This window comes from Roseibium polysiphoniae, assembly GCF_014842925.1.
GTDB lineage: Bacteria > Pseudomonadota > Alphaproteobacteria > Rhizobiales > Stappiaceae > Roseibium > Roseibium polysiphoniae.
This window is the reverse complement of record NZ_JACYXJ010000002.1, coordinates 35,944-56,914: the sequence shown is the minus strand read 5'-3', so window position 1 is coordinate 56,914 and position 20,971 is coordinate 35,944. Positions and strand designations below refer to the sequence as shown.

Sequence of the window (20,971 nt, the reverse complement as noted above, 5' to 3'; positions counted from 1 at the left end):
CTGGGATTTCCCGTGCTCAGGAATCATGAAAACTTACCTTTTGAAACTTCGTCACAAATATCATTTAATATATTTTCTTCAATATCTTTGTATTTATCATCTTTGATGATGATGGTTACTTCTTTCGATTTTTTATCGAATAGTTCTTTTTGTAATTTGAAAACACCGTATACGGCCAGGGTAAATTCCGCTGCCAACTTGACTGCCTCCACAACGGAAACAATATCCATTGCATGCCCAAATCTTGGCGCTACATCGTATCTCTCACCCAGAACCGCGCCTTCTACGACCTTGGAAAACAAATTCTCGCCCAAAATTTCTTTTTCAACTATGAAATTACTCGAAATTATTTTTTCTACATCTTTATAATCCATTTACTTTAAAATCCTTCTAAATACTGAAATAAACACAACAGTAAACGACACTGTACGCGAGACGACTATAACTAATTATAGGAAAAAAGGATATCGATGGAACTTACAATTTTAGCTTGATAAACTCTCAGAACTCGCCCCCAATGAAAAATGCGCCGCCCGGATTCCCGGTGGCGCATTTGTGGAGAATGACCAAACGCTAGCGATTAGCGCTGCACTGGTCAATCAACAGCACCCCCATTGATTGTGGATATGTCTTTAACATACCAGAAGTATGAACGTTTTCCGATCTGCGTTTCGGCGGCGCGCGTGGCATATCCGAAGAAAAACGCCGCATGATGAAGGCCGTCCTTGATGAGCCGCCCGCAATAGTCCTTGGATATCCTGTCCACCGTCTCCGACTTGCCCACCTTGTCCGGCTCGACGAAATAGGCGGCGACCTCCTGAATGGGAAGGCCAAGCCCGATCCCGTGAAAAAGCACAAAGGCCTGATCCGGCCCCAGCGCCGCCGCAAGGTCTTTCAGGCTCCGGTCCGCGTCCAGGGTGGCAACCCGCAAAAAATCGCGCTCCGGATTGCCGCCATCCACCCGGTCATTGCTCAGGTCCATGCTCTTCGCCCGCCCTTCCCGTTCGGCAAAAAGCGCCCGCACCCGGCATCCGGCCAGATATTGCGCCTTCTTGATCTTGCGGTTGTTGTAGAGCCACTCGAGATAGGCCCCGCGCTGATATCCGGCCCGCCGTGCCGCTTCCTTGGTCCGCGCCTGTTTGGCAGATGTCAGTCGCAGCGGATCTGTGTTGTCAAGTTTGGCAGGTTTAAGCTTCGCCATGGGCCGCGCCCCTTTTCTGCTCGCGTTCGGCAAAGGCGCTTTCGATCATCCGGGCAACCGCCCGCCGCCGGTTCAACAGCCCTTGCAGATAGAAATTCTCGATCGGTCCGGGATGGGCGGCCGCCTGTGCCTGCGCCTTGACAAGCCTGTCCCGCGAGGCGTTCAACAGCCGCTCGCAGGTGTCATCATCCGGCAAGCCCCGATGTTGGCGCACATGGTCCAGCAAGAGCGTGTGATAGTCGCCCTCAACCGCATAGCGAACCAGATCCGGATCTTTGGCAATCATGATGTCGACGGCGACCGTTTCGGGCAGCGGCAGTTGCCCCGCCGCCCCTTCCTGCCGATCGGCCATTGTTGCGGCCTGCTCTGCCTTTCGCCGCAGTTCATCGCGCACGGTGGCGCAGGTCTGGTAAAGCTCCCCGGCATTGGGCCAGGTCATGCCCTTGGCGGTGCGCAAGATCCGGTGCGCGGCCTCGCTCAAGACCGGATCGTCAAACTCCTGCAGAGACCGGCAGACCGCCCGGATGAACGCCCGGCGATTGCCCCCCGGAACCCGCTTGAACAGGGGCGCAATCGGCGTGCAGAATAGGCGCATGACCGCCTCATGAGAGTTCTCGCTCATGACAAGGCCCCGCTGCTGATTTCAGCCGCAACCGCCTCGAAATCGGCAAAATAGGCCCTGCGTTCTGCCCGGTCCTTGTCCGCACGGGAGTTGCGGAACAGCGGATCATCCGGCGACAGGTTTTCGATCGCTACACGCGCGTTTTTTGCCCGGAACACGGCCTTGGTGAAATAGGACAGGCTGGACGGCCGCCCGCCGCCGTTCAAAAGCACGTTGAGGATCGGCGGCATCACGTCCCGATCGATGTCGCAGCCGCCCGCAAACCACGCCCGGATCGGCGCGTCCCCTTGGCGGAACCATCCCGGCGTCACCACCCAGCCCAGGCTGGAGAGCCGCCGCTTGACCTCCCGCACATATGCCGCCTCCTGACGTTGCCGCTTTGGCAGGCGCACCTCGCCAGGCTCATTTCCAGATTTCGTTTTTATTGGGTCGTTCTTATGGGGGCTTCCCGTCCGCAGCCGCCCCGGCTGCGCAATCGCATCCTCTTCAGGCGGCGCATCCTGCTCCAAAATCCCTGCAACAGCGTCAGTGTCAGCGTCGGTACCACCGTTGGTTTCAGCGTCGCTGTCTGGATCGGTCGCACTGTCCACGTCCGGCTCAGCTGGCGCGTAATGTGGCCGTTGCGGCGGTTGCCCGTCATCCTCGGTGCGAAAGGTGCCATTCCGGTCCCGCTTGCGCTGTCGCAGCAGCACCCGGAAAGTGGATGAACAATCGCCGCCGTCCTTGCGGTGATTGCGAAACCGGATCAACCACCCGGCCTCGATCAGGCTGGCAACAGCACGCTGAACGGTGCAGCGCGCCAACGCCAGTTCATCGGCCAATTTGCGCAAGGACCGAAAGCAGAAGCCCGCCCGGTCCGTGTGCCGCCCAAGCGCGGCCAGCACCTTCAGCGCCACCGGCGACACATTCGGATCATTGACGGCTTCGGCGGGAATGATCGACATGCGCGGCCGCCGTTTCAAGTCAGACATCGCACCGCCCCCCATCCTGCCTTGCCACTGGGTGAAAACCCGGCAGAGCGACATCGGCAACCGCCGCAAGGCGCACCGCTTCGCGCACGAGCCCGCTCGCAGTTGCCAGCCGCAGGTCGTTTTGTTCGCCGCTCAGAAACTTGGAAACCAGATTGGGAGACACCTGTGCCTGCACCGACCAGCGGTAGGCGTTGATCTCCAGAACCTGCATTGTAAGGCGGATCCACTGGCGAAATTCGCCAGGATCGGGAACATCCAATTTAGGGACCACAATCACCTCCAAAGATGATAATCACCTTTAAAGGTTATTTTTAAATCTTAGTTCTTAGGAAATGTTTTTTGAGATATTCACAACTTCACCTAAAAAGGTGAAAATCAGCGTAAATTAGTAACGGGAGGATCTGAACATGAGTGACGAGGACAATGCAGACCTTTGGAACCGTCGCCGAAAGAACTTGCGCGCCCTGATCGCTTACAAGGGCACAAATTCAAGTCAGGTCTGCAAGGCGGCCAATCTCAGCGTCAACACGCTCAGCAAATTCATGCGCGGCGAAACCCACACCCTGCGCTGGGAAACGCTGGAACGGATCTGCAAGATTCTGGAAATTCCAAACGCGGCCATTCTCGACAGTGACAATCCCTTTTCCGAAAGCAAGACCCGGCTTTACGAGCTGATCGAGAAAATGACCGACGAACAGGCCGAAGCAGAGCTGGAGCGCTTCAAGGCCTCTGGCCTTTTGAAGCGATAGGCGCGGCCGGACGGTCCGGTCTGGTCACCATTTTAATGTCCATGCCCTCGAGAAGCCGTTTCGCCTGCTCTTCGTCCATCCGGCTGATCAGCAAGATCAGCCTGTCCTTGGCCGTGTTTCGGCTCCCGCCCATTCCGATCCCCCCAGATCTTTAAAGACACATTGTCAATTTCAACAATCATGAATTGCATAAAAGCATCAAATTCCAAAGATTGAAACTTTAAGGCGAAATTCTCAGCCACCGGCATTTGCCACTGGACAATCCCGGTAAATCATATTTATGGTCACAAATCACCTTTAAAGGTGATAATCATACCAATTAATGATTTATCCACAGCAGGGCCAGCCCTGCCAGCCAGGGGAAGCCACATGCGCAATGAGAACCAAACCCCAGATACCGAAAGCCAAACAACAAAAGCCGAAAGCAGCAAAACGCCTGCGAAAAGCCCGGCAAAGACCAAAGCACCCGCAAAGACATCAGCAAAAACAGCCACCAAGGCAACACCAGCTACCAAATCCACCAAAGCAGCTCCCGCCTCCAACTCCGCAACTCTGGCCTCGGAAACCCTGAAAGGCTTTTTTTCCGAGATCGAACGGCTGGAAGAAGAAAAGGCACAGGTGTCTGCCGACATCACGGAAATCTTCAAGGCGGCAAAAGGCTGGGGCTTTGATGTCGACGCCATGCGCGATGTGCTGAAGCGCAAGAAAATGTCCAAGGAAGACTTAGACGCCAAGGAAGCGCAAATCGACCTCTATGAAGGCGTTTTGGGCTTGCACGGCGACAAGACCGAAGCCGAAGACATGGGCATTCAGGCGGCAAGCGAAGGCCAGCCGCTGACGGGCAATCCCTACACCAAGAAAGACCCGCGCCACACGAAATGGGCGAACGCCTGGAACATGCAGACCGCCCTCATGGCCGCCACCGGCGACAAAGCCAGTGGCAAGGCAGACGCCGAAGCAGATCCGGACACCAAGAGCGGTCTCAAAAGCGAGCAAGCCGCCTGATCCTCCCACCAACTGGCGGCCGGTGCGCTGGTCGCCGCTTTTTCTCATTCAAGGGAGAAGTGACATGCAAGGCCTGTCAGCCCCCACATTGGACCGCGCCACCTGCAGCCCCTATCGGGCCGAAGGCACTGTGGTGTTCAAGATGGCGTCCAAGGTCGCCTGCCGAACCGGCTCGATCCGGTTTCTGAGCCATCGCATATGCACGGTCAATGAAGACGTGGAAGACCCGGTGGCGGCGGCGAAAATGCTTGCCGAAGCCCTCAACGCCCACGCTTTGCTCACCGCAACGCGTCCGCCAAATGGCAAGACCGCCGTCACCTACTGGTTACACGCCTATATGTCCGCGCTGACCATTCCCCACCCCGACCCGAACGACTGGCTGGCCGCGCACAGGGACGCCCAGGAACGCGCAGCGCAACTTGTCGCCCGCCACGGCCTGATCGCCCTCATTCTGGAAGCCTCAAAGCACCTCGCCAACTCTTGGCCCGATCCAAAGCGCTAGCGCTTAAAACCGAGACAATGGGCAAACCCGACCGCCATCCGTTTCAAACCGAAAGACAGGCCCGCTTGGAAGCGGGCTTGGATGTCGCGGCTGACTTGGTTCTGAGGTTTGGCGAAGAGTACTTGGCTTTTTTCATCAAGCTGGAGCGGGAATTGCTGGCGCTGAATGGGGAGCAGGATGCACTTGGAAGGGTGATGCGGAGAAGAAGGATATAAGGCTCCGGAAAAAGCGCGCTTTCGCGCCCATTGCTGCCCTTGGTTCATTCCGCAATACATGGCTGCCCTGAGCCTATACCTTGTGTCAAATTGTAGTGACGGAGGATCACTACTTGTACGATTGCTCGTGCAGCTCTAACATCAGGAGGTTTTCTTGATCAAGGAGTTGATGATTCTCGTGGGCTATTCCTCGATCCAGATGATCATAGTGCTCTATGGTCACCTGTTCCCATCGCCTGCTCGCCATGGCCAATGTCAGGGTGAAGCTGCTAAAACTATCCTAGACAGGTGAAACGGGCATGCACGTATTTGTCAGTCATTCTTGGTCATATTCCGACCATTACGAGCGGCTCGCTGAGTGGATCTTTGAAGAGGCTTGGTATATCGACAATCAGCGCATACATTTCTTCAACACTTCAGTGCCGCGGGACGATCCAATCCACTTCGCCCCGAACGACGCCATTCTCCAACAGGCAATCTACCAAAGGATCGCAAATAGCCATGTTCTTGTGATCCCCACCGGCATGTATGTAAACCACAGCAAATGGATTCAAAAGGAGATCGACGGGGCGCAACTATATGGTAGGCCGATCGTTGCTGTGGATCCGTGGGCGCAGCAACGCACGTCCTCGGTGGTCGCAGATGCGGCTGATGAATCCACAGGGTGGAACAAGCTGTCAATCATCAACGCCGTCTGGCGGCTCGGCAACAGGAGATAGTCGTGTCGCCAGGCGAACCGGAGCAATCCTCTCAAGACCAGGGCGTCCTCGAGATCTATAAAATGCTCGTGGAGATGGCGGACCGGGTTAGCCAACGGCGTCAATCTGCCAATTCTTTCTATCTTACCGTCAATACGGCGATTGTTGGGGGGGCTGCTTACCTGTCGAAGTCTGGGTATTGGGGTACCTTTGCCGTTTCGGCCGCAGGGATCGCCATTTGCTTTCTATGGGTGCGCGCGGTGGTGAGCTATAAGTCACTCAATGCTGCGAAGTTCCGAGTTATCACCGCGCTCGAAGAGCGCTTGCCCGTAAGCCCATACAAGGATGAATGGGCTATTCTTGACGTTGATGGAGATGGGAAGAAACACACACCATTTCACAAGACGGAGGTGCTCGTTCCGATAGTTTTTGGGCTTCTACACGTTGCACAGGTTCTTATCCAAATCCCTTTGCAGTGTATTGGTTCCCTGATTTAGTTTTTTGGCGTAGAACGGTTCGCCAACCACCGCGTGGGCTTGCGGAAGTCTCATTGACATCTGACGGGAACTTTCTCCGCACTACATCCGTTCTGCTATGCCGCAGAAAAATTCCGCTTTCCGCCCGTTCCAGACTATCGACAAATCTTCGCGCACCGGCACTTCCGGCCCGAAGCAACCGTTCATCGGCCAAGATGTACGCTGCGTTGCGGTTTGTCATATCGGCCATTGGCCGCGCCTGCGTTGTCTCAGTCACCGCCAAGGTCCACTGGGTGGAAAACGCGGTCCTTCGCGTAGCGCCGAAAGTTCGTAAACTGCGTAAATAAACGAGGGGATTAGTGGATGAAGGATGAACAGGCAGTCAACCTGATCGATATCCGAGACGCAGGTCTTAGAGTGGATCTTTTGTTCAATGAAGTGCGGTTGCTGCTGGCGTCACATTCTCATGACGGGGCCGAAGGTTACCTCAACGATTTATTTTGATTGGTAGATTCAGTTTCCGGAATTTATCCGGCAAGTTCTGGTTCTGAAGGGAATAACGCATCACTAGAGCTTTTGAGAAACCTTCCGGTGGACGGTAGTAGCGACAGAGCAATTCGCACGCTTGGTTTTAGCTCTAAAGCCATCCCGCGGTGAAGTAATCGCTCAGAAATCATCGCAGGTGTTGGAGGTATCATGTCGTTGATCAGCGAATGAATGATGTCGTCTAGAACTTCATAAGTGATTGCATCAGGTAGTATAGACCTTGAAATAGTCTCCAATAATATATCGTTGTAACGACCATTGAGCGCCTCACGGCCTAGATTCGAAATTTCAACCCTTGCAGAGTTTTCTACAGCAAGACCACTTTCAATCAAGAAGTCTTTGTACTGTCTGGCGCGATCTGAACTTATATATCGCCCATCTATTTCATCCCCTTCCAGCAAAAACTCCCTTCTGCGGTGAAGAGTTTGAGCAAAAACCGCAGATAGACACGGCTCCTCCGACAAAAGTTCTAAGCAGACATATACGCGACCATAGACCGTTCTTCGAGGTACCAAAGCGTTGTATTCAGAAGGTATTTTTACAGGTGCGTTTGCTAGCAGTTCATGTTCTAGACCACCAGGGAAGCTTTGCGGAATTTGCCGCGCTTCCGTAGAGGTAATAAACGGCGATCGGGCAACCTCAAACAACCGCTCGTATGTAAATCCCCTACGTATTCGATCTATACGTTGATCTCGCTTCGAGGGAGATCGTTCGAGAGTGCTAATAATAGAGTCGGAGAAATCGCAATTATACGCATAACCTTTTCCTGTTCCCAGCATGGCAAAGGAATTTTGTGGAAATTCCTTAAATAATTTTAATGTTCTTCCGGCGTGGCAGCAGTCAAGGAGAAGTATAAGCTTTTGATATCGATTGTCTCTTACTTGGCTGAGGAGCGTGCTTAAGTAAAGATACTGAGGAGAACCTTCGCTGGTGCGGTATCTTAATCTTATACGCAGATCATCCTCTCTGTCACCTACTGCATGTCCGACGTAATAAAGAAACAAAAGAGTATTGTCGGTAACCCCGTCTGCTTCGTCAGCGAGTTTTTGACTTATGTCTCCTGCTCCAGGATTCAATAACACGTCCGGACCGGTTGGTTCTCCTGCCATAGACTGAAATGAATAATTTCCATTCGGGCCAAATACTCTTTCGAGCCGACTAACAATGCCGCGAACGCGAGAGTTATTCGGTGTGGTTCCTTCAGGCCCCCAATGGCCAACTACCAGCATTCGGCGATCAAGGTTAACCATCTTTGGTGAGTTCCTCGATAAACTGCTTAATGACAGCTACGGATGCAGGAAGCGCAATCTCTTTTTGTAGGACTTTTACCCGAACCGACTTTTCTGCCTCCGGAACGTCTTGAGAAGACTTGCTTCTCGCGCTTGCTATTTCATTCACGCCATAAATCAGTGCATTGAGAGCGGCCTTAATGGCCATTGGTTCTTTGGCGAGTTCAATCAAGAATTGGATGAGCTCAAACTCACTTTGAGCTCCTTCCGGGGCGAGCGTCTTTCGAATTACTGGTTCGTCTGTCTGTATGTGTTTAGTAAAATCCAGTGTCTCAGCCCTGAGATCCGCTTCCAGTTCCGCTATATCTACACCTTGCTGCGCTGAAATTTCACCTGAGATTTCTATTTTGATTTCCATCTGGCAATCTCTTTCTAGTAAATGGGTGTAATTACAAAAAAGGCATGCTTGCGTATGTGGAACTGACAAGACCCAAGATTGTAGTTACCTAGTCCCTTGAACATGATCACATTTCTAATACAAACGATAATTGTGCATCAGTTTTGTTACAACTAAAACGAAGGCTTCGCCAAAGCATTTCCGTCAAAGACGCATAAGGGCCCTATCCACCACCGGGGCGTAATGAGGCCCCAGGGGGCGCGGTGAACCGCCCCGGGTTTACCGGAGGGATTTTGTTTCAGAGTTTAGTCCCTTTTATGCATGGCGCGTCGAATTCCGCTTCCCGCCCTTCATAGCCATACAACCGCAACGGCAAATGTGAATAAGTTCCAGCGAAAGCAACCAGACCAATCACCGATGCAACCGCATCCCCGGAATGCTGAAGCCCGACAGATCCTGTACCTCCTGAATGTCCGATACCTGAAGAAAAGCCATCGCATTGACAACCGCACCGGTCGTATTCAACTCTTCCAGCTCCCCTGCCCGTGACCGGTCCAGCCAATGACGCTTGCGCGTTTTCACGAACTCGCGGGCAGCGGTCATCGCCTCTTCGTAAAGCTCTGGATCACGCTTGAACACTTCCGCCGCGAAGGCTTGAAAGCCGACATTCTCTTTCTGCATATTCCCCTCCCTATCAAACCTTCTTTCGCCTCACCTCCGGCCGCCTCAACCGGTCGAAAACCTCGAGCGAAAACGGCAACTCGATTTTTGCAAGCTCCCGCTGTCGGTACTTGAGCGATCCACCGTCGCCATAGTCAGGTCGCGTAATCGCATGCCCCATCAGCAGGCAGCGTAGCTCATAGTCCAGATGCGCTTCCTTCATCCGGCTCTCGAACGAATGTCGGAGCGAATACACCCTGTGGTTATCTGACGGCAAAAGACCCGTCCTGCGCAAGTGCTTCATGGCCGCAGCAGAGAAATTTGTTTCCTTGTCCCGGTAGCGCGGAAACCCGTCCGGCGCGCGTTTCATCGCTTCCAGGGAAACCCCAATCAAGGGGATCTGCCGGACGCTCGATTCCGTCTTGATCGCCCTGTCTTCCCGAAACCGGATCTCGAGAAACGGCACCTCTGCCTCCAGATGGATCTGGTCGCCTGTAATGTTGCAGAGTTCAGACGGACGACAGCCCGTCTCGATCAAAGCCAAAAGCAACAGCGCCGCTTCGCGGTTCAGCCCGTCAAACGCCCCCGGCGACAGGAACCGGTCTTTCAGCCAAGTCACCGGGAACGGCGGCACATCCTGTTTCAAGGCCTTGGGATCGCGGAAGGACAGGTTCCGGAACGGATTGTCCCGCGCCTCTTCCCCAAGGCGGCGAAAATACTCTGTATAGAGCCGCCGCATGTTGCCGACGTCCCGGTTGGCCGAATTGCCGGAGAGCCGCTTCAGGCCCTTCTCGCCGGTCACCCGCTTTTGCCACCAGTCATAAAAGGCGAGCGCATCCTGCCGGGTGATCTCACCAAGATCCTTGTCCCCGACCACCTGAATGAAATTCGTCACCGCCCGGCGCTTGACCTTCTCATATGAAGCCCGTTGAGCCTTGCTCTTGCCGGTCAGTTCATCCGGCGCGATTTCGGTCAGGAAGATTTCAAGCGCCTTGGACACGGTTACGGACGGCTTGGGCACCGTTCCAAGCAACGCTTCCGCATCTGCCTTCAGACCGGCCTCCGGACGGCTTTTGAGCGCCTCCAGCCGCTCCAGCAGCTCATCCACCGGCGCATGATCCAAAAGGTCGCTTGCGGACTTCCAGACAAACCCCAGCGCCAGCGCCCGCTGTTGCGCCGCTTTGTAACGTGCGGTGGCCGGATCGACGGCACTTTCCCCGCCACCCAGAAGCGACGCCCAATACAGCGTGTCCGCTTCTTCCATGGCATCCCGGCGCAAGCGCGCCACGTCCAGAGAATTTGTTGTCAGGGAGATTTCTATTTTGCCCCGGCCATCCAGATGACCCACGCGTTTAGGCACGCGCCTAATATAGTGCCAGCGCCCTTGGCGCTGTTTTAGATAGCGGTTTTCATCCGTCACCCGCAAACCCAACAAGTTTAAAGTAGGGCAGATTGTAGGGCAAAATGTAGGGCAATATCGGGAATTTGGTCAATAAAAAAACCGGCCATAGGCCGGTTCTCTTTAGATATCAATCACTTGGTAGTGTGATCGATGGTGCGGTCGAGAAGACTCGAACTTCCACCCGTGTTACCGGACAGCGACCTCAACGCTGCGCGTCTACCAATTCCGCCACGACCGCATTTTCTGGTAGCACCCGCCACCTCTCGGCGACGAGGAGCCCCATGTAGCAAAAGGGATTCTGCTGTGCAAGGGCGCTTTTCAGTTTATTTCACAAGCTCGTGGAAAAAGATCCCGGCGCGATTTTTCCGCGCCGGCAAAGAATGTCCTAAAGCGGTCCGTCCAGGCGCGGCGCGCGGAATTCCGGACCTCTAAGGAGCACTTCCGTGACCGAGATCCCGATCCTTTCGCCCAAGAGAACCACCTGTCCGCGCGCGACCAAAGTGCTGTTGGCGTAGATCTCCACATCGTCGTCTTCGTTGACGTCCAGGTCGATCACCGCGCCACGGCCCATGCGCAAAAGCTGGTGAACCGGCATCTCGGATGCGCCCAAGACAACGGAAATATCGACATTGATTTCATCGAAGGTGGCCATCGGAAGGTTCCGCCTATATGTGTGAAGTGCTCATGGCACCGCATGCGTTCATGCTTAACACGCCTTCCCGTTTGAAAAAATCAGCAAAAGCCTCAAGCCAATGCCTGCTCCACAAAGAGACACCCTCAGCGCCGATTTTCGCCCCCTTTTGGACGCCCCGCCGGTGGAATGGGTCGTCTCTGACGCCCTTGTGGACTATGAGACGGCGATGGCGGAGATGGAGGCCCATGTGGCGCGAATCGCCTCCGGCGAGGCCAATGAGCGCGTCTGGCTGCTGGAGCACCCTCCCCTTTATACCGCTGGCACCAGCGCCAATGACGCCGACCTGATCGCGCCGAACCGCTTTCCAGTCTACCAGACCGGGCGCGGCGGACAGCACACCTATCACGGCCCCGGCCAGCGGGTCGCCTATGTCATGCTGGATCTCAAGCGCCGGCGCCAGGATGTGCGGGCCTTTGTGGCGGCGCTCGAAGCCTGGGTCATCAGCGCCTTGTGGCACTATCACATCCGCGGCGAACGCCGGGAGGACCGGGTTGGCGTCTGGGTTCGCCGTCCCGAGCGCGACGCGACCGTTGAAGACAAGATCGCCGCCATCGGCATTCGCCTGCGCAAATGGGTGACCTTCCACGGCATCAGCTTCAATGTCGAACCGGATCTGGAGCATTTCTCCGGCATCGTGCCCTGCGGCGTGCAGGAACACGGCGTCACCAGCCTGGTCGATCTGGGCATTCCGGTCAGCATGCCGGAGAATGACATCGTCCTGCGCACCGAGTTCGAAAAGATCTTCGGCCCGACAGTTTGAGTGTTACCCGGGTACCAACTAGTAGGCGGCGCTCAGTAAGTCGGCCGGCGCACGAAGCCGGCCACATCGGGCGGGTCACAAGGGTGCGCCAGGATCCTGTCGATCCGGGCCAGCTCCGGCCCCTCTTCAGACAGGGCAACCATCTCTTTCACCCGGTCGGCGCGGCCATGATAGACCGCCTCGACGAAGCCATCGCGCCGGTTGCGGATCCAGCCGCTCAAGCCCCGGCTTTCAGCCTCCGCCGCGCACCAGGCGCGGTAGCCCACCCCCTGCACCCGGCCTTTCACGGTCACATAGTAGGAAACGAAGTCGGACTCGCTCACGCGCGCGCCTCCTCAGTGTCGGTTTGCCGCTGCGGGGCCCGGCTTTTTTCATCGTGCATGACATAGAGCGATGCACCAACGATCGTCAGGGCTCCGAGCCAGAAGGGTCCGCTGGGCGCATATTGAAAGGCCAACCAGCCGAAGAACACGTTGAGCGGCAGTTTCAGATGATCAAATGGCTGAATGAAGGCAGCATCCGAACGTGAATAGGCCAGCGTAAGACAGTAGTTCGCCACCACCGTCAGGACGCCAGCGGCCGCGATCGCGGCGATGCCGATCCCCTGCGGCATGACAAATCCTTCAGCCAGGGCGAGGCCGAAATTGACCGGCGTCAGCAGCAAGAGCAGATAGATGGTCACCGTGTCCGCAGGCTCAAAGGCGGTCAGCTTCTTGGTCAGAAGAGATGCCCCTGCCCAGAAAGCAGCAGCTCCCAGAGGCAGAAGCGCGGCCAGCTGAAACCGGTCTGACCAGGGCTCGAGGATGATCATCGCACCTGCGAAGCCGAGCAAAGTTGCCGCCCAGCGCGCAAAACCGATCCGCTCGCCCAACAACAGCCAGGCGCCAATGATGACGAAAAAGGGCGATGTCATCACCAGCGCAATGGCCTGCCAGATTGGAACGGACGCAAGGCCTGCGCCCCACAGCTGAACCCCGGCAACCGCAAGAGCCACCCGCAGCAGGTGCAGCCCCGGCTGCTTGGTCGCAAGGCCTGACAGCCCGCGCCTGACAAGCCAGGGCAGCGCACAGGCGAGAGCTGCGGCGTACTGCCAGAACACCACGGAAGAGGACGGCATGCCCAGTTTCATCGTCGCTGTCTGGATCGCCACATTGACCGCTGCAAAGGACGCCCCCGCCGCCACCATCAAACCGGCAGCCATCAAGGGCATTCTCAGTCCGTTCAGTCCTGTCATCTCGTCAACCTCGGCTCGCAAATGGCACAGGGCAGACGAACGGAGGCCGCCCGTGTTCGAAACGGGCTTCCTGCCGTGCGTTCTCTTTCATCCGGACTATGACCGTCGGCTTCGGCTTCTCACCGAATCTGCTGACCCTTGAACAATTTTCCAAGGCGCTCGCGGGCTCCAGGTTTCCCTGATACCGCCGGTGGGGAGTCGCACCCCGCCCCGAGAACATTTCACTCTCACTGAAAGCAGATTTAGCGACTGATGTGCGAAGGTGCAAGCTGAAGAAATAGGCTCAAGCATGAGGAAGGCCCGGCGTCGGATGCAGCATTCTTACTCCGCAACGTGTATCAAAGGACGGGTGACTACAGCACACGAAGGCCGTCGCCCTGCCAACACGTCGCTATGTGTAGGAGACAAATACCTGCTTGTTCTTCTGCCGTGCCATTTCGTTTATGTCATCACGAAGTGCCTTGGCAGCGCTCCTTGCACGATGCGCGAAATCCTCTCCCGAGCCGGCGTAATTGATCGCTCTGGCAGAGTTGATCAAAATACCGCCCCCGGCAGCGGCGGCAATGATCTGTTCCAGTGAGCCACCTTGCGCGCCGACGCCCGGGATGAGAAGCGGCATTTGGCCAACGATCTCTCGCACTGCCAACGCCTCTTCGGGCATTGTTGCGCCAACAACCAGCCCGACATTGCCAGCGCCGTTCCACTCCGTGGCCGCCAATTCCGCGACATGTTCATAGAGCCTGCGCCCATTCTGCAATACGCAATCCTGCAACTGCGGCGCAGAGGCGTTTGAGGTTTTGCAAAGAACAAAGACGCCTTTGTTTTCATACTGGGTAAAGGGTGCAATGCCATCGATCCCAAGGTAGGGATTGGCGGTGACAGCATCCGCCTTGTAAACCTCGAAGGCCTCTGCGGCGTAGCGCTCGGTGGTTGAGTCGATATCACCGCGCTTGGCGTCCAGAACAACAGGTATCTCCGTTGTTTCGTGAATATAGCCGATCAGTGATTTCAGCACGTCGCACGCATCCTCAGCCGCGAAATAGGCGATTTGAGGTTTATAGCAGCTGGCCAAATCCTTGGTCGCATCCACGATCGCAGTGCAAAAGTCGAAAAGCGCGTTATGGTTGTTTTGAATGTGTTGCGGGACTTGCGACAGTTTTGGGTCGAGCCCGATACACAAATGCGAATTGTTCCGTTCTTCCGCGCTGGCAACCATTTGAAAAAAGGTCATCGCATAAATCCTTGGAACGGTACTATAAGGTTTGAAACCGCATTCTGCTGAGAAGTGAGTTAATCGCATTCCAAAGATTGCTTTGTAAAGGCAGGACAGCCCGGAGCGCAAAGCATGCGGTCGGAACAGGCCCTCCCGATGACCAATTCTTCCACGTGGCCTACCGAAGCCCTGGATCAATCAGCAGCAGAGGGATTGTCGACAGCAGTCTCTGCTATCGATCGCCCGTAAGCAGAAGCCCTAGGCCGAACGAAGGCCCAGCGCTGCACCAAGCGCAGTGGGTGTCTCGACTACCGCCACGGGCTGTTCGCCTTCCAGCTCATCTCGGCTGCCATAGCCCCACATGACACCGAAACCGTCGACCTTGTTGGCATTGGCGCCAATCAGATCGTGTTTGCGGTCGCCGATCATGGCGCAATCAGACGCCGACAGGCCTTCTTCGCTGAGGATATGCTCGATCAACTCGGCCTTGGCGGACCGCGTGCCGTCCAGCTCTGAACCATAGACCTTGCCGAAATACGGCATGAGGCCGAAATGCTCTACGATTTTGCCGGCATAGGCGTGCGGCTTGGAGGTGGCGACAAAGAGCCTGCGACCGTCCGCAACCAGATCGGACACCAGCCCGTCGATCCCCTCGATCAAGGTGTTCTCGTAGAGCCCGGTCACGGTGAAGCGTTCGCGGTAAAAAGCGACTGCCTCGTCCTGGATGGCACGATCCTGAGTGTCGAGAAGAGCCGAAAAACTGTCCCACAGCGGCGGCCCGATGCACCAGCGAAGGTCTTCCTCCGCCGGAACCTCGGCTCCCATGCGCTCGAGCGCATATTGGATCGAACGCGTGATGCCCTCGAACGGGTCCGTCAGGGTCCCGTCGAGGTCAAAGAGAACGGTTTTGTAGGTCATGCGAGCCTTTCGGCGTCAGGAGAATTCCATGATCACCGCGTCAACGGCCAGGCTGTCGCCAGCTGCAGCCTTGATCGCGGTCACCGTGCAGTCACGCTCGGCCCGCAGAACATTCTCCATTTTCATCGCTTCGACAACCGCCAATTGTTCGCCGGCCTTGATCTCCTGGCCTTCTTCAACTGCGATCGAAACCACCAGCCCCGGCATCGGGCAAAGAAGCATCTTCGAGGTGTCGGGCGGCAGCTTTTCCGGCATCAGGCCATCAAGCTCGGCAATTCTGGGCGTCATGACCTTGGCAACGACCGAATAGCCCTGCCAGTCGAGGCGATAGCCGCCGAGTACGGAACGGACCTGAACAGTCACCTTGCGTCCGCCAACGGACCCTTCCCACAGATTGTCGCCAGGTGCCCAGTCAGACAGCACCGTGACGACAGCCCCCCCCCCAACGGCCACATCAATCTCGACCGGGCTTCCCGGATAGCCTGCAGCCAGACGAACCGGCATGTAGGTCTTGTCGAGCTTGACCACCCAGTCTTCCCGGATCTCGCCCGAGTGCGGCCGCAGGCGATCCGGCAGATGATCGAGCCGCTCCCGGCCGAGCGCGCCCATGGACAGGGCAACAGCGCTCAACAGCTCAAGCGCCGCCGCATCCGGTTGCGCTGGCTCGAAGCCCTCGGGATATTCGTCGGCAATGAAGCTGGTGGAAAGATCGCCCGAACGCCAGCGCGGATGGTTCATAAGCGCCGTCAGGAACGGCACATTGTGCTGGATGCCATCGACATAGAACGCATCAAGCGCATCGCTCATGGCCTCGATCGCTTCGGCGCGCGTCGGGGCATGGGTGATCAGCTTGGCGATCATCGGATCGTAGAACATTGAGATCTCCGATCCTTCGACAACACCCGTGTCATTGCGGACCGTCACACCATCCTCGATACCCTCTTCCGGCGGCGTGTAGCGCACGAGGCGGCCAATCGACGGCAGGAAATTGCGGTAAGGGTCTTCGGCGTAGATGCGGCTTTCGACCGACCAGCCGTTCAGCTTGACGTCGTCCTGGCTGAGCGCCAGCTTCTCGCCGGCGGCAACGCGGATCATCTGCTCGACAAGGTCGACGCCCGTGATCAGTTCGGTGACCGGATGTTCCACCTGCAGGCGGGTGTTCATTTCCAGGAAGAAGAAGCTCTTGTCCTGACCGGCGACAAACTCGACCGTACCGGCACTGTCATAGTCCACAGCCTTGGCAAGAGCGACGGCCTGCTCGCCCATTTTCCGGCGGGTCTCTTCATCCAGAAGCGGCGACGGCGCTTCCTCGATGACCTTTTGGTTCCGGCGCTGGATCGAACACTCACGCTCGCCCAGATAGATGGCGTTGCCATGCTTGTCGCCCAGAACCTGAATTTCGATGTGCCGTGGGTTTTCGATGAACTTCTCGATGAAGACGCGATCATCGCCGAAGGACGAGGCCGCTTCCGACTTGGAGCGAACGTAGCCGTCATTGACCTCATCGGCACTCCAGGCGATGCGCATGCCCTTGCCGCCACCACCGGCGGACGCCTTGATCATCACCGGGAAACCGATGTCTTTGGCAATCTCGACAGCCTGCTCGGCGGAATGGATTTCGCCCAGATATCCGGGAACGGTGCTCACATTGGCATCATTGGCGAATTTCTTGGATTCGATCTTGTCGCCCATCGCCTCGATGGCGCGCTTGTTCGGGCCGATGAAGACAATGCCTTCCTTCGCAAGCATTTCGGGAAAGCTCGCCCGTTCGGACAGAAATCCGTAGCCCGGGTGAACCGCCTCGGCGCCGGTCTCCTTGCAGGCCGCAATGATCTTTTCCGGAATCAGGTAGGATTCGGCCGCAGCAGCCGGGCCGATATGAACCGCTTCATCCGCCATCTCGACATGAACGGCATCCCGATCCGCATCCGAGTAGACTGCAACGGTCTTAATGCCCATGCGCCTTGCGGTCTTGATGACACGGCAAGCAATCTCGCCCCGGTTGGCAATCAGTATCTTCGAGAACATGCGCGCTCCGCCCAGATTATTTTTTCGTGCAAATGTTTTAGGCGCACCGATAGCGCGGCGCAATATGTCCAAAGGATGACTGGCCGAAAGTGCAACCTGCGCGCCGCGCCCCAGTGCAAAAATGTTGCGGCCTCGGAAATTGCTAAAAACAATTCGCGAGGCAGCTTTGGCAACATCAATAAAAGTATAGTCATTTTTAACAGTTTTATGTCCTTTTGCTACGTGGGAATTGGGGGATATTCCAATGTTTAAAAAGACACTAATTTTACTACTACCATTGGCCTTTTATGCGGGGCCCACTTTTGCAGCGCAAACCGGAAACTGGAAGACTGACAAGGTCCAGGGATTTGAGAAATACTGGACGGAAACTGCCGACGGTTCGCGCTTTACGATCTGGTGCAACCGGTCGCGCAGCGTTTCCGGCACCGTGGTCGACATCGACATAGACGGCAGAAATGCCCCGGCACGGAAGAAGATTCGCGTCGTGATCGACCGGAGCATGCTCAAGATGGACGCCGACGCGAAGGGATATGTGCAGACAAACTGTGCAGCCTGCGCCGACGGCTACACCGTGCTTTGGAACAAGCTGCGAACCGGTGTCTCTCTGGCCGTCAAATTCGATGACGAGCGCTACGCCTCCTTCTCTCTCAAGGGTGCGCGCGAAACTCTGTCCGACAGCGTTTGCCCGGCCGACTTCTACAAATAGGTGCATTCACCGCGGGCATCTCTAAGCTCGCGGAAACTGCCTCTGGATTTTGGCATCGCGAGCCACTAAACCGGCTGTCGATCCAGCACCGAACGTCAAGTGCTCCAGAAGGACGCAGATTTCATGGATGCCATACACCTCGAAGACCTCTCGTTCTTCGCCTATCATGGCGTTTATGACGAAGAGGCGCAGCTCGGCCAGCGTTTCCACGTCGACCTCACCTGCTGGCTTGACCTGAGCAAGGCCTGCGAGAGTGACGACTATGAGCAGACCGTTTGCTACGGCTCCCTGACCAAGGCGGTCGAAAAAGCCGTGACGCAAACCCGCTTCAAGCTGATCGAAAGACTGGCTGCAGCTGTGTCCGAGGCGCTCTTCGAGGCCGACCCCCGGATTGAAAAGACCCGTGTCCGCATTCACAAGCCCAGCGCACCGCTCCCTATTGCCACCGGCAAGGTCAGCGTTGAAATCACCCGCGACCGAGCCGCTCTGAGCTGACTCTCGGCGGTGTCCCCACGCCACGCTGCGCGGCAGATCTCTCGGGTCTCGCCAAGATACTGCCGCATTGGCCCCGTTAACTCGTGGAGAGGCTAGCTGAGGGGGACATCGAAATGCTCAAGCGCAAGAAACCTGTGCAACGTGCCGGCGTCGCCGCTCTGTCGATGGCGGCGCTGTTGGTCGTCGGGACTGCCGCGGAGGCTCGCCCGGATCTGCGCAAGATGACCTGCGGCCAGGCGCAAGCCATGGTGAAGCGCAATGGCGGTGTGGTGTTCACCACCGGAACGCACACCTATTCCCTCTTTGTTTCGAACTACAGCTACTGCGATCCCGGCGAACAGCTCTTCACCCAATTCGGCCCAACACGGGACAATCCGAAATGCCCGGTGGCCTATGAATGCCGCGAGCCTTTGTTCGAGCGCGGCGGCTTCAGACGCTGGTAGCGCAAAAAAGCTGGACGTAAAAACGGCCCCAAAACGGGGCCGTTCCTGATTCCACGAACTGATGCTCGCGTTACAGCGGAATGTTGTCGTGCTTCTTCCACGGCAACTGCTGAGCCTTGGACCTCAGAAGCGCAAGCGCACGTGACACCCGGCGTCGGGTCGAATGCGGCATGATCACCTCATCGATATAGCCACGCTCCGCAGCCACGAAGGGGTTGGCAAACCGGTCTTCGTAATCCTTGGTTCGCTGCGCGATCTTGTCCTTGTCGCCAAGTTCTGAGCGATAAAGGATCTCGACAGCGCCCTTGGCGCCCATCACCGCGATTTCAGCGGTCGGCCAGGCATAGTTGATGTCGCCGCGAATGTGCTTTGAGCTCATCACGTCATAAGCGCCACCATAGGCCTTGCGCGTGATCACCGTGATCTTCGGCACCGTTGCCTCCGCATAGGCGAACAGAAGCTTCGCACCATGCTTGATCAACCCGCCATACTCCTGCGCCGTGCCGGGCAGGAAGCCCGGAACATCGACAAAGGTCACGACCGGAATGTTGAAGCAGTCGCAGAAGCGCACGAACCGGGCCGCTTTCCGGCTGGCGTCGCTGTCCAGAACCCCGGCGAGAACCATCGGCTGGTTTGCAACGATACCGACGGTCCGACCCTCCATCCGGCCAAGGCCGGTGATGATATTGCCCGCGAAAGAACCCTGGATCTCGAAGAAATCGCCCTCGTCGACGGTTTTGAGGATCAGCTCCTTCATGTCGTAGGGCTTGTTCGGATTGTCCGGGATCAACGTATCCAGGCTCTCGTCAATCCGGTTCGGATCATCATGAGAGCCGATTTCCGGAAGTTCAGCCGTATTGTTGGCTGGCAGGTAGTCGATCAGCCGGCGCATTTCCTGAAGCGCCTCGACGTCGTTGTCGAACGCGCCATCGGCAATCGAGGATTTGGTTGTATGCACAGAAGCCCCACCAAGCTCTTCGGCCGTAACCGTCTCGTTGGTGACAGTCTTCACCACATCCGGGCCGGTGACGAACATGTAGGACGTATCGCGCACCATGAAGATGAAGTCGGTCATGGCAGGGGAATAAACGTCGCCGCCCGCACAAGGCCCCATGATCAGGGAAATCTGCGGAATAACGCCGGATGCCAGCACGTTGCGCTGGAAAACTTCCCCATAGCCGCCCAGCGCCGCAACGCCTTCCTGGATCCGCGCGCCACCGGCATCGAAAAGGCCGATGATCGGAGCCCGGTTCTGCAAGGCCATGTCCTGGACCTTGATGATTTTCTGGGCATGGGTCTCCGACAGGGAGCCACCGAAGACCGTGAAATCCTTGGAGAAGACATAGACCGTCCGGCCGTTGACCGTGCCCCAGCCGGTCACCACGCCGTCGCCTGGAATATGCTGTTCCTCCATGCCGAAATCAGTGCAGCGATGCTGCTTGAACATGTCGAACTCTTCGAATGACCCTTCGTCCAGCAGCAGTTCAATGCGCTCGCGGGCGGTCAGCTTGCCCTTCTTGTGCTGGGCCTCGATCCGCCGTTCGCCACCGCCCATACGGGCCGTTTCACGGCGGCTTTCCAGTTCGGCAAGGATTTCCTTCATGGCTTTCTCCGAAACGCATTAAGTCGAAGGCTTGGTAGCATGCAGGATCGGGCAGGCAAAGTCAGCACAAGGGCGAAGACGCCCAAAACCTTGGCGGATTTGCGGAGAGTCAGGAAAACCTTGCGGCAGATTGCATAAAGACTGGGCAATCGCGCCTTCATATTACGCTTGGAGCCGTTGTCGAAATTTGCAAAGCTTGCACAA

The 20,971-nt window shown here is 56.6% G+C and carries 28 protein-coding genes, 1 tRNA gene and 1 riboswitch; of the genes, 11 read left to right on the top strand and 18 right to left on the bottom strand.

Features of this window, described 5'->3' with window-relative positions; all coding sequences use genetic code 11:
* Window positions 1-23: 23 nt before the first annotated feature.
* The 5 genes from IG617_RS03885 to IG617_RS03865 all read right to left on the bottom strand — a co-directional run bounded on the left by IG617_RS03885 (window position 24) and on the right by IG617_RS03865 (window position 3,065).
* A complete protein-coding gene (locus tag IG617_RS03885; RefSeq protein ID WP_192107545.1) occupies window positions 24-374 on the bottom strand; it encodes a hypothetical protein in 351 nt (116 codons plus the stop codon).
* A gap of 221 nt (window positions 375-595) precedes the next feature.
* A complete protein-coding gene (locus tag IG617_RS03880) occupies window positions 596-1,201 on the bottom strand; it encodes a hypothetical protein (RefSeq protein WP_192107543.1) in 606 nt (201 codons plus the stop codon).
* Window positions 1,188-1,823, bottom strand: coding sequence for a hypothetical protein (locus IG617_RS03875; protein ID WP_192107541.1), 636 nt, complete (start codon window positions 1,821-1,823; stop codon window positions 1,188-1,190). Before IG617_RS03875 ends, IG617_RS03880 begins: the two co-directional genes overlap by 14 nt.
* Complete coding sequence (locus IG617_RS03870; protein ID WP_192107539.1) at window positions 1,820-2,794, bottom strand: helix-turn-helix domain-containing protein; 975 nt, start codon at window positions 2,792-2,794, stop codon at window positions 1,820-1,822. The genes IG617_RS03875 and IG617_RS03870 overlap by 4 nt, the downstream gene beginning before the upstream one ends.
* Entirely contained in the window at window positions 2,787-3,065 is a 279-nt protein-coding gene (locus tag IG617_RS03865) for a hypothetical protein (RefSeq protein WP_192107537.1), read from the bottom strand. The genes IG617_RS03870 and IG617_RS03865 overlap by 8 nt, the downstream gene beginning before the upstream one ends.
* Window positions 3,066-3,201: 136 nt before the next feature.
* Between IG617_RS03865 and IG617_RS03860 the strand changes: the two genes are divergently transcribed.
* Window positions 3,202-3,543, top strand: a complete 342-nt coding sequence (locus IG617_RS03860) for a helix-turn-helix domain-containing protein (RefSeq protein WP_192107535.1) — start codon at window positions 3,202-3,204, stop codon at window positions 3,541-3,543.
* A gap of 284 nt (window positions 3,544-3,827) precedes the next feature.
* Here IG617_RS03860 and IG617_RS21590 read toward each other — a convergent pair whose 3' ends face one another.
* The gene (locus IG617_RS21590) at window positions 3,828-4,175 is read right to left on the bottom strand and encodes a hypothetical protein (protein WP_254170481.1); all 348 of its coding nucleotides are present in this window, start codon (window positions 4,173-4,175) and stop codon (window positions 3,828-3,830) included.
* On the opposite strand from IG617_RS21590, the gene IG617_RS03855 reads away from it, so the two are divergent.
* The 6 genes from IG617_RS03855 (at window position 4,096) to IG617_RS03830 (ending at window position 6,943) form a co-directional block, all read left to right on the top strand.
* Entirely contained in the window at window positions 4,096-4,548 is a 453-nt protein-coding gene (locus IG617_RS03855) for a DUF2312 domain-containing protein (RefSeq protein WP_254170456.1), read from the top strand. The two genes, IG617_RS21590 and IG617_RS03855, sit on opposite strands and share 80 nt — an antisense overlap.
* Window positions 4,549-4,612: 64 nt before the next feature.
* Window positions 4,613-5,050: a hypothetical protein gene (locus IG617_RS03850; RefSeq protein WP_192107531.1), complete on the top strand. Its 438-nt coding sequence runs from the start codon at window positions 4,613-4,615 to the stop codon at window positions 5,048-5,050.
* A gap of 17 nt (window positions 5,051-5,067) precedes the next feature.
* Complete coding sequence (locus IG617_RS03845) at window positions 5,068-5,265, top strand: hypothetical protein (RefSeq protein ID WP_192107530.1); 198 nt, start codon at window positions 5,068-5,070, stop codon at window positions 5,263-5,265.
* 299 nt (window positions 5,266-5,564) lie between these two features.
* Entirely contained in the window at window positions 5,565-5,984 is a 420-nt protein-coding gene (locus IG617_RS03840; RefSeq protein ID WP_192107528.1) for a TIR domain-containing protein, read from the top strand.
* Window positions 5,985-5,986: 2 nt separating this feature from the next.
* Window positions 5,987-6,460, top strand: a complete 474-nt coding sequence (locus IG617_RS03835) for a RipA family octameric membrane protein (RefSeq protein ID WP_192107526.1) — start codon at window positions 5,987-5,989, stop codon at window positions 6,458-6,460.
* A 342-nt stretch (window positions 6,461-6,802) separates the two neighbouring features.
* Window positions 6,803-6,943 (top strand): hypothetical protein, encoded by a 141-nt coding sequence (locus tag IG617_RS03830; protein WP_192107524.1) that lies wholly within the window; start codon window positions 6,803-6,805, stop codon window positions 6,941-6,943.
* Between the two features lie 23 nt (window positions 6,944-6,966).
* On the opposite strand, the gene IG617_RS03825 is transcribed toward IG617_RS03830, so the two are convergent.
* From IG617_RS03825 to IG617_RS03800, 6 genes are all read right to left on the bottom strand, one after another.
* Window positions 6,967-8,235, bottom strand: coding sequence for a hypothetical protein (locus IG617_RS03825; protein WP_192107522.1), 1,269 nt, complete (start codon window positions 8,233-8,235; stop codon window positions 6,967-6,969).
* Window positions 8,228-8,632, bottom strand: a complete 405-nt coding sequence (locus IG617_RS03820) for a hypothetical protein (RefSeq protein ID WP_192107520.1) — start codon at window positions 8,630-8,632, stop codon at window positions 8,228-8,230. Before IG617_RS03820 ends, IG617_RS03825 begins: the two co-directional genes overlap by 8 nt.
* Window positions 8,633-9,022: 390 nt before the next feature.
* A complete protein-coding gene (locus IG617_RS03815; protein WP_192107517.1) occupies window positions 9,023-9,292 on the bottom strand; it encodes a hypothetical protein in 270 nt (89 codons plus the stop codon).
* Window positions 9,293-9,305: 13 nt separating this feature from the next.
* The gene (locus IG617_RS03810; protein WP_192107515.1) at window positions 9,306-10,691 is read right to left on the bottom strand and encodes a DUF6538 domain-containing protein; all 1,386 of its coding nucleotides are present in this window, start codon (window positions 10,689-10,691) and stop codon (window positions 9,306-9,308) included.
* Between the two features lie 133 nt (window positions 10,692-10,824).
* A tRNA-Leu gene (locus IG617_RS03805) sits at window positions 10,825-10,911 on the bottom strand.
* A gap of 147 nt (window positions 10,912-11,058) precedes the next feature.
* Window positions 11,059-11,325: a FliM/FliN family flagellar motor switch protein gene (locus IG617_RS03800; RefSeq protein WP_192107513.1), complete on the bottom strand. Its 267-nt coding sequence runs from the start codon at window positions 11,323-11,325 to the stop codon at window positions 11,059-11,061.
* Window positions 11,326-11,425: 100 nt separating this feature from the next.
* Between IG617_RS03800 and lipB the strand changes: the two genes are divergently transcribed.
* Window positions 11,426-12,127: a lipoyl(octanoyl) transferase LipB gene (gene lipB / locus IG617_RS03795; protein WP_192107512.1), complete on the top strand. Its 702-nt coding sequence runs from the start codon at window positions 11,426-11,428 to the stop codon at window positions 12,125-12,127.
* Between the two features lie 32 nt (window positions 12,128-12,159).
* Here lipB and IG617_RS03790 read toward each other — a convergent pair whose 3' ends face one another.
* From IG617_RS03790 to IG617_RS03770, 5 genes are all read right to left on the bottom strand, one after another.
* On the bottom strand, window positions 12,160-12,450 hold the full coding sequence (locus IG617_RS03790; protein WP_192107510.1) for an acylphosphatase: 291 nt from the start codon (window positions 12,448-12,450) through the stop codon (window positions 12,160-12,162).
* Entirely contained in the window at window positions 12,447-13,361 is a 915-nt protein-coding gene (locus IG617_RS03785; protein WP_192107508.1) for a DMT family transporter, read from the bottom strand. Before IG617_RS03785 ends, IG617_RS03790 begins: the two co-directional genes overlap by 4 nt.
* Before the next feature lie 75 nt (window positions 13,362-13,436).
* Window positions 13,437-13,583: riboswitch (FMN riboswitch) on the bottom strand.
* A 169-nt stretch (window positions 13,584-13,752) separates the two neighbouring features.
* A complete protein-coding gene (pyrF, locus tag IG617_RS03780) occupies window positions 13,753-14,703 on the bottom strand; it encodes an orotidine-5'-phosphate decarboxylase (RefSeq protein WP_209008260.1) in 951 nt (316 codons plus the stop codon).
* A gap of 129 nt (window positions 14,704-14,832) precedes the next feature.
* Window positions 14,833-15,492 (bottom strand): HAD family hydrolase, encoded by a 660-nt coding sequence (locus tag IG617_RS03775; protein WP_192107506.1) that lies wholly within the window; start codon window positions 15,490-15,492, stop codon window positions 14,833-14,835.
* Between the two features lie 15 nt (window positions 15,493-15,507).
* A complete protein-coding gene (locus tag IG617_RS03770) occupies window positions 15,508-17,520 on the bottom strand; it encodes an acetyl-CoA carboxylase biotin carboxylase subunit (protein WP_192107504.1) in 2,013 nt (670 codons plus the stop codon).
* A 244-nt stretch (window positions 17,521-17,764) separates the two neighbouring features.
* On the opposite strand from IG617_RS03770, the gene IG617_RS03765 reads away from it, so the two are divergent.
* The 3 genes from IG617_RS03765 (at window position 17,765) to IG617_RS03755 (ending at window position 19,164) form a co-directional block, all read left to right on the top strand.
* Window positions 17,765-18,226 carry a hypothetical protein gene (locus tag IG617_RS03765; RefSeq protein ID WP_192107502.1) on the top strand — a complete coding sequence of 154 codons (462 nt, stop codon included), beginning with the start codon at window positions 17,765-17,767 and terminating at the stop codon, window positions 18,224-18,226.
* Between the two features lie 123 nt (window positions 18,227-18,349).
* Window positions 18,350-18,721, top strand: coding sequence for a dihydroneopterin aldolase (folB, locus tag IG617_RS03760; protein ID WP_192107500.1), 372 nt, complete (start codon window positions 18,350-18,352; stop codon window positions 18,719-18,721).
* A gap of 113 nt (window positions 18,722-18,834) precedes the next feature.
* Window positions 18,835-19,164 carry a hypothetical protein gene (locus tag IG617_RS03755; protein WP_192107498.1) on the top strand — a complete coding sequence of 110 codons (330 nt, stop codon included), beginning with the start codon at window positions 18,835-18,837 and terminating at the stop codon, window positions 19,162-19,164.
* Between the two features lie 70 nt (window positions 19,165-19,234).
* On the opposite strand, the gene IG617_RS03750 is transcribed toward IG617_RS03755, so the two are convergent.
* Window positions 19,235-20,767: an acyl-CoA carboxylase subunit beta gene (locus tag IG617_RS03750; protein WP_192107497.1), complete on the bottom strand. Its 1,533-nt coding sequence runs from the start codon at window positions 20,765-20,767 to the stop codon at window positions 19,235-19,237.
* Window positions 20,768-20,971: the final 204 nt, after the last annotated feature.